This window comes from Isoptericola sp. NPDC057191 (assembly GCF_042670225.1).
GTDB lineage: Bacteria > Actinomycetota > Actinomycetes > Actinomycetales > Cellulomonadaceae > Isoptericola.
In genome coordinates this window covers 1-7,093 of record NZ_JBHUWC010000204.1, presented here as the reverse complement: position 1 = coordinate 7,093, position 7,093 = coordinate 1, and the positions used below count along the sequence as shown (strand labels likewise).

General features: G+C 71.5%; 7 protein-coding genes. 1 reads left to right on the top strand and 6 read right to left on the bottom strand.

The genetic code is table 11. From position 1 onward, the window contains the following. Positions 1-57: 57 nt before the first annotated feature. The 6 genes from pstB to ACFT55_RS18005 all read right to left on the bottom strand — a co-directional run bounded on the left by pstB (position 58) and on the right by ACFT55_RS18005 (position 6,227). A complete protein-coding gene (pstB, locus tag ACFT55_RS18030; protein WP_380245222.1) occupies positions 58-837 on the bottom strand; it encodes a phosphate ABC transporter ATP-binding protein PstB in 780 nt (259 codons plus the stop codon). 44 nt (positions 838-881) lie between these two features. Beyond that, positions 882-1,838, bottom strand: coding sequence for a phosphate ABC transporter permease PstA (gene pstA / locus ACFT55_RS18025; protein ID WP_380245221.1), 957 nt, complete (start codon positions 1,836-1,838; stop codon positions 882-884). Then, positions 1,838-2,830: a phosphate ABC transporter permease subunit PstC gene (pstC, locus tag ACFT55_RS18020; protein WP_380245220.1), complete on the bottom strand. Its 993-nt coding sequence runs from the start codon at positions 2,828-2,830 to the stop codon at positions 1,838-1,840. Before pstC ends, pstA begins: the two co-directional genes overlap by 1 nt. Before the next feature lie 95 nt (positions 2,831-2,925). After that, positions 2,926-4,035: a phosphate ABC transporter substrate-binding protein PstS gene (locus tag ACFT55_RS18015; protein WP_380245219.1), complete on the bottom strand. Its 1,110-nt coding sequence runs from the start codon at positions 4,033-4,035 to the stop codon at positions 2,926-2,928. A 231-nt stretch (positions 4,036-4,266) separates the two neighbouring features. Next, on the bottom strand, positions 4,267-4,983 hold the full coding sequence (locus ACFT55_RS18010) for a response regulator (RefSeq protein WP_380245218.1): 717 nt from the start codon (positions 4,981-4,983) through the stop codon (positions 4,267-4,269). Next, a complete protein-coding gene (locus ACFT55_RS18005; protein WP_380245217.1) occupies positions 4,980-6,227 on the bottom strand; it encodes a sensor histidine kinase in 1,248 nt (415 codons plus the stop codon). The genes ACFT55_RS18010 and ACFT55_RS18005 overlap by 4 nt, the downstream gene beginning before the upstream one ends. Before the next feature lie 171 nt (positions 6,228-6,398). On the opposite strand from ACFT55_RS18005, the gene phoU reads away from it, so the two are divergent. After that, a complete protein-coding gene (gene phoU / locus ACFT55_RS18000; RefSeq protein WP_380245216.1) occupies positions 6,399-7,064 on the top strand; it encodes a phosphate signaling complex protein PhoU in 666 nt (221 codons plus the stop codon). Positions 7,065-7,093 lie beyond the last annotated feature (29 nt).

Here is a 7,093-nt window from a genome sequence, read left to right as displayed (position 1 = left end):
GCGACTCGCTGCGGCCCGCCCCTTCGTCGTTCCCGCCGGAGGACCCGGCGGGCCGGCTCACCCGAAGCGGCCGGACACGTAGTCCTCGGTGGCCTGCTCGGTCGGCGTCGAGAAGATCGTGGACGTCTCGTTCATCTCGATCAGACGGCCCGGCTTGCCGGTCCCCGCGATGTTGAAGAACGCCGTCCGGTCGCTGACGCGCGCCGCCTGCTGCATGTTGTGGGTCACGATGACGATCGTGTAGTCCTGCTTCAGCTCACCGATGAGGTCCTCGATCGCCAGCGTGGAGATCGGGTCGAGGGCCGAGCACGGCTCGTCCATCAGGAGGACCTGCGGCTTCACCGCGATCGCGCGGGCGATGCACAGGCGCTGCTGCTGGCCGCCGGACAGGCCCGACCCCGGGCGGTCGAGGCGGTCCTTGACCTCGTTCCACAGGTTCGCGCCGCGCAGCGACGACTCGACGAGCTCCTCGGCGGCCGCCTTGCCGATGCGGCGGTTGTTGAGGCGCACCCCGGCCAGCACGTTGTCCCGGATCGACATCGTCGGGAACGGGTTGGGCCGCTGGAAGACCATGCCGACGTTGCGGCGCACGGCCACGGGGTCGATGTCGTCCCCGTACAGGTCGACGCCCTCCATCTCGACCGTGCCCTCCACGCGGGCGCCCGGGATCACCTCGTGCATCCGGTTGAGCGTGCGCAGGAGCGTCGACTTGCCGCACCCGGACGGGCCGATGAACGCCGTCACCGACTTCGGGTCGATCGTCATCGACACGTCCTGCACGGCGAGGAAGTCGCCGTAGTAGATGTTGAGGTCCTTCACGTCGATGCGCTGTGCCATCGTCTGTCTCTTTCTGGTGGGCTGCGGCGGGCGGCGGCTGCGGGTCAGCGCAGCTTCGGGGAGAACCAGCGGTTCACCAGCCGGCCGATGAGGTTGAGGGCGAGCACCAGGACGATCAGCACGAGGGCGGCGCCCCACGCGTTCTGGATCGCGATGTCGGGCACGCAGGTGGCCGACGCGCCACCCGGGCACGTCGCGAGGCCCTGGCTGTACTGGCGGTAGGCGAAGACCGGCAGCGTCATCATGCGGCCCTCGAAGGGGTCGAAGTTGATCGAGTCGGTCACGCCGACCGTCACGAGCAGGGGCGCCGTCTCGCCGATGACGCGGGCGATCGACAGCAGGATGCCCGTGGTGAGGCCCGCCACCGAGGTGCGCAGCACGACCTTGACGATCGTCAGCCACTTCGGCACGCCCAGGGCGTAGGACGCCTCGCGCAGCTCGTGCGGCACGAGCTTGAGCATCTCCTCGCAGGACCGGACCACCACGGGGATCATCAGCACCGACAGCGCGACGGCGCCGATGACGCCCATCCGCACCCCCGGACCCAAGACCAAGGTGAACAGGGAGACCGCGAAGAGACCCGCCACGATCGACGGGATGCCCGTCATGACGTCGATGAAGAACGTCACCGAGCGCGCCAGGGCCCCCTTGCCGTACTCCACGAGGTAGATCGCGGTCAGCAGGCCGATCGGGACCGAGATCACCGTGGCCAGAGCCGTGATGATCAGCGTGCCCACGATGGCGTGGTAGATGCCGCCGCTGGGGTCGCCGCCGAAGATGTTGCGCATCGACAGGGTCAGGAAGTCCATGCTGATGCGGCCGACGCCGTTGCTCAGCACCGTCCAGATCAGCGACACGAGCGGGGCCATCGCCACGACGAACGCGCCCCAGATCAGCACCGTCATGGTGCGGTCCTTGCGGCGCCGGGCGCCGTCCGCACCGGTCAGCGCGGCCCGCGTGCGCACGGTCGCGTCGGTGGGGTCCACGGTGGTCGTGCTCATCAGTTGGCCCCCGAGAATTCCTTGCGCCGCGCCACGATCGCGCGCGCGCCCATGTTGACGGCCAGCGTGATGACGAACAGCACGAGGCCGGTGGCGATCAGGGTGTTCACCGCGAGGCCGCTCGCCTCCGGGAAGTCGAGCGCGATGTAGGCGGCGATGGTCTGCTGCTGCGCGCTGTCGAGGATCCGGAACGAGTACAGGAACCCGGGCGACAGGATCATCAGCACCGCCATCGTCTCGCCGAGGGCGCGGCCCAGGCCGAGCATCGCGGCCGAGATCACGCCCGACCGGCCGAACGGCAGCACCGCGGTGCGGACCATCTCCCAGCGCGTCGCGCCGAGGGCGAGGGCCGCCTCCTCGTGCAGCTTCGGCGTCTGCAGGAAGACCTCGCGGGCGACGGCGGTGATGATCGGCAGGATCATCACCGCGAGGACGACGGCGACGGTGGCCAGCACGCGGGAGGTGGGCGACACCGGGCCGGCGAACAGCGGGAACCAGCCGAGCACCGAGCTGAGCCACTCCCACAGCGGCAGGGCCGCCGGGCCGAGCACGAAGATGCCCCACAGGCCGTAGATGACCGACGGGACCGCGGCGAGCAGGTCCACCAGGTACCCGAGCACCTGGGAGAGCCGCGGCGGGGCGTAGTGCGAGATGAACAGTGCGATCCCCATCGCGACCGGGGTCGCGAGCGCGAGGGCGAGGGCCGCCGCGAGCAGCGTGCCGAACACCAGCGGCCCGACGTACTCGAGCAGCGACGTGTCGTCCGGGTACCGCGGCACCGAGGCGGCCAGCTCGTCCGAGCCGGCCGTCAGGGCGGGCCACGCCTGCTGCAGCAGGAAGACGGCGACGGCGGCCAGCACCGCCAGGATGAGGACGCCCGCGCCGACCGCGATCCAGCGGAAGGCCCGGTTGAAGCCGCGGTCGGTCGTGCGGCGTCGGCGTCGTGGTCGACCCGGTACCCGCTCGGCGGGCGGGCTGACGGTGGTGGTCACTCGTGCTCCTCGTTCCCCTGCTGTGGTTGATGCTGCCGCCGGCCGAGCCCGGGGGGCTCGACCGGCGGCGGGCTCGACCGGCCGTGCGCGCCGGGTCAGGCGGCCTTGATGGCCTCGATCGACGGCAGGACCGCGTCACGGATGTCCGAGGACAGCGGGGCGGAGCCCGCCGCGTCGGCGGCGACCTTCTGGCCGTCCTCGCTCACGAGGTAGGAGAGGTAGCCCTTGACCAGGTCCGCCTGCGCCTGGTCGGCGTAGGTGCCGCAGGCCAGCAGGTAGGAGACCAGGACGACCGGGTAGGCGCCCGGCACGTCGCGCTTGAGCTCGATCGAGTACACGCCGTCGGCGGTGCCCGTGGCCCGCGGCGACTGGGCGACGACCTCGGAGGCCGCCTCGGCGCTGTAGGGGACGAACTCGTCGCCCACCCCGACCGCCACCGTGCCGAGGCCGGAGACCTGGGAGGCGTCGGCGTAGGTGATGGTGCCCTCGCCGGACTGCGCGGCCGAGACCACGCCGGAGGTGCCCTGCGCGGACTCCTGGCCCTCGATCGGCCACACGCCGTCGGGCTCGTGGTCCCACGCCTGCGGGGCGGACTCGGCCAGGTAGGCCTGGAAGTTCTCGGTGGTGCCCGAGTCGTCCGAACGGTGCACCACGGTGATCGCGGTGTCCGGCAGGTCGGCGTCGGGGTTGTCGGCGGCGATCGCGTCGTCGTTCCAGGCCTTGATCTTGCCCGAGAAGATGTTCGCGATGACCTCGGGCTTGAGGTTCAGCGAGTCGATGCCGGGCAGGTTGAAGGCCACGGCGATCGGGCTCACGTAGCCCGGGAACTCGATGACGCCGCCGTCGCCGCACTGGGCCTCGGCCGCCGACATCTCGTCGTCGTCCAGGGCTGCGTCGGAGCCGGCGAAGGCGTACGAGCCGTCGGTGAAGCCGGTGCGGCCACCGCCCGAGCCCACCGGGTCGTAGTTGACGGTGACGTCCGGGTTGGCCGTCTGGAAGCCGGCACGCCACGCCTCCTGGGCGGACTCCTGCGAGGAGGCACCGCCACCGCTGAGCTCACCGGAGAGGGTCGAGGTGCCCTCCGTCGAGCCGTCGGTGGACGCCGCACCCGGCGTCGCCGGGTCCGAGCCGCACGCGGCGAGGGTCAGGGCAAGCGCGCCGACCGCGACGGCGGATCCAGCACGGGTGAATCGGCTGAGCTTCACGTCTCGTTCCATCCTGTTCACACGGAGTGGCACCGGCGGAGTACCGGCGTTCGTCGGGAACGCTAGGCAGGCAAGGTGGCCCGGGACCCAGGAGCAGGTGAACGAGGGGTGAACAGTGCGGGGCGGCTGGTCACCAGGGCGCCCGACACCAGCGCCGAACAGGCGGTTGCGCACGTTCTGAGCGTTCAGAACGTGCGCAACCGCCTGTTCGGCGCAGGGTGGTGAGGCGCGTCAGGCGTCGTCGTCCGCCAGCTTGTAGCCCAGGCCGCGCACGGTCAGGAGGAGCTGCGGGGACCCCGGGTCGGACTCGATCTTCGAGCGGATCCGCTTCACGTGAACGTCGAGCGTCTTCGTGTCGCCGACGTAGTCCGCACCCCACACCCGGTCGATGAGCTGCCCGCGGGTCAGCACACGGCCGGCGTTGCGCAGCAGCAGCTCCAGCAGGTCGAACTCCTTCAGCGGCAGGGACACCGTGTCGCCGCCCACCGTCACGGTGTGCCGCTCCACGTCCATCCGCACCGGGCCGACCTCGAGCACCGGCTCCCCGTCGTCGTCGTGCCCGTTCGACGCCGCGTCCGGCGCGGCGGGGCCACGTCGCCGCATCACGGCGCGCATGCGCGCCAGCAGCTCACGGAACGAGTACGGCTTCGTGACGTAGTCGTCGGCGCCCAGCTCCAGGCCCACGACCTTGTCGATCTCGGAGTCCTTGGCCGTGAGCATGATGACGGGCACGTCGCCACGCTGCCGCAGCTCGCGGCACACCTCCGTCCCGGACAGGCCGGGCAGCATGAGGTCGAGCAGCACGAGATCCGCGCCGCCGTCGTCGTAGGCGGCCAGCGCGTCCACCCCGTTCGAGGCCTCCACGACCTCGAAGCCCTCGCGGGTCAGCTGATATGTCAGGGGGTCCCGGTAGGACTCCTCGTCCTCGACCACCAGGATGCGCGTCACGCACCTACCTCCTCGTCCGTCGTGCCACTGTTCGGGTTCTGGTCGTGCTGGGTCTGGTCGTGCCGGGTCGGGTCGTGCGGGGACTGCGGGACGTCCTGCGGGATCTCCTGCGGCACGTCGGCCGCCGGGATGCGCAGGGTGAACGTGGAGCCCTTGCCGGGCTCGGACCACATCTGCACGTCGCCGCCGTGGTCGGCCGCGACGTGCTTGACGATGCTCAGTCCCAGCCCGGTGCCGCCGGTGTCGCGGGAACGCGCCGGGTCCACGCGGTAGAAGCGCTCGAAGACGCGCTCCTGCTCGTCGGCGGCGATGCCGACGCCCTGGTCGACGACGTCGATCTCAACCAGGCCGCCACGCTCGCGCACCCCCACGCCCACGCGGGTGTGGTCGGCCGAGTACGCGACCGCGTTGTCCAGCAGGTTGCGCACCGCCGTCACCAGCAGGTTGTGGTCGCCGTAGACGAGGACGTCCGCGGTGCCGCCCACCGTGATGGTGATGTTCTTCGCCTGCGCGGTGGTGCGGGCGCGGTCCACCGCCTCTGCCACGACGTCGCGCACGGGGATGGTGCTGACCTCCTGCAGGGCGCCGGCCACCTGCAGGCGGGAGAGCTCGATGATCTCGTGCACCAGCGCGGACAGCCGCTGGGCCTCCGCCTGCATGCGCTGGGTGAAGCGGCGCACGGCCACCGGGTCGTCCGCGGCGTCCTGCACCGTCTCGGCCAGCAGCGCCAGCGCCCCGACCGGCGTCTTCAGCTCGTGCGACACGTTGACGACGAAGTCGCGGCGGATGGCCTCGACGCGGCGTGCCTCGGTCCGGTCCTCGGCGAGGACGAGGAGCTTGTCCGGCCCCACCGGCGCGACCCGCACCTGCAGGAGCACCGTGCCGGAACCGATCGGGCCGCGCGGCAGCTCGAGCTCCTTCTCCCGGATCACCCCGTCGCGGCGCACCTGGCGCACCAGGTCGACGATCGACGGATGCTGGAGGGCGTCGTTGCGCACCACGCCCAGCGCGTACGCGGGCGGCGACGCGCGCACCACCTCGTCCTCCTCGTCGAGCACCACCGCGGCCGACCGCAGCACCGCGAGCACGCGCACGAGCCCCTCGTCGAGCTCGGCGGGGGCCGCCTCCGGCGACCGGCGCTGGACCCGCTCGGAGAAGCGGAAGGCGAGAGTGGCGATCACGCCGACCACGACGCCGAAGATGCCCGCGACGACCGCGGTGACGCCTGGGAGGATTCCGTCCACGGCAGCAGCCTAGGTGGCGGCGGGGCGGGAATCCGTCGCGGAGCGGAACTGCTCAGCGAGCCGTCGCCCACTGTTCACCTTCGGCCCTCCCGGAGTTCACCTGGGCGCCCCCGGCCCGTCCATGAGGCGTGGCAGGGTGCGGTCAGAACACTTCTTTCCGAGAGGACAGCGATGCGAGAGATCTTCGAGGCCGAGCTGCGCCAGGTGGGTGACGACCTCATCGAGATGAGCCGGCTCGTCGAGTCGGCCATCCGGCGCGCCGGCGACGCCCTGCTCGGGGCAGACCACCAGCTGGCGCAGGAGGTCATCGCCTCCGACCACGCCATCGACCGGCTCGAGAGCGAGCTCGACGAGCGCTGCGTGCACCTGCTCGCGCAGCAGGCGCCCGTCGCGACCGACCTGCGGATCGTCATCTCAGCGCTGCGCATCAGCGCGTCGCTCGAGCGCATGGGCGACCTCGCCCGGCACGTCGCCGAGATCGCCCGCGGCCGCTACCCGGCCCAGGCCGTGCCCGGGCCTGCGCGCGAGACCTTCGTCAAGATGCACGGCGCGGCGGTCCACGTCGCCCAGCGCACGACGGCGCTCCTCGCCACCCGCGACGTCGCGCTCGCCGCCGAGGTGCAGCAGGACGACGACCTGCTCGACGCCCTGCACCAGGACACCTTCGCCGCGACGCTCGACCCGGACTGGCCCGGCAACGCGCAGGAGACCGTCGACGTCACCCTGCTCGGCCGGTACTACGAGCGGTTCGGCGATCACGGCGTCTCCGTCGCGCGTCGCATCACCTTCCTCGTCACCGGCAACTTCGACGACGAGCACGCGCGCGCCGACGCCTGAGCCGCCCCCGACCACGGTCTGCGTGGTCG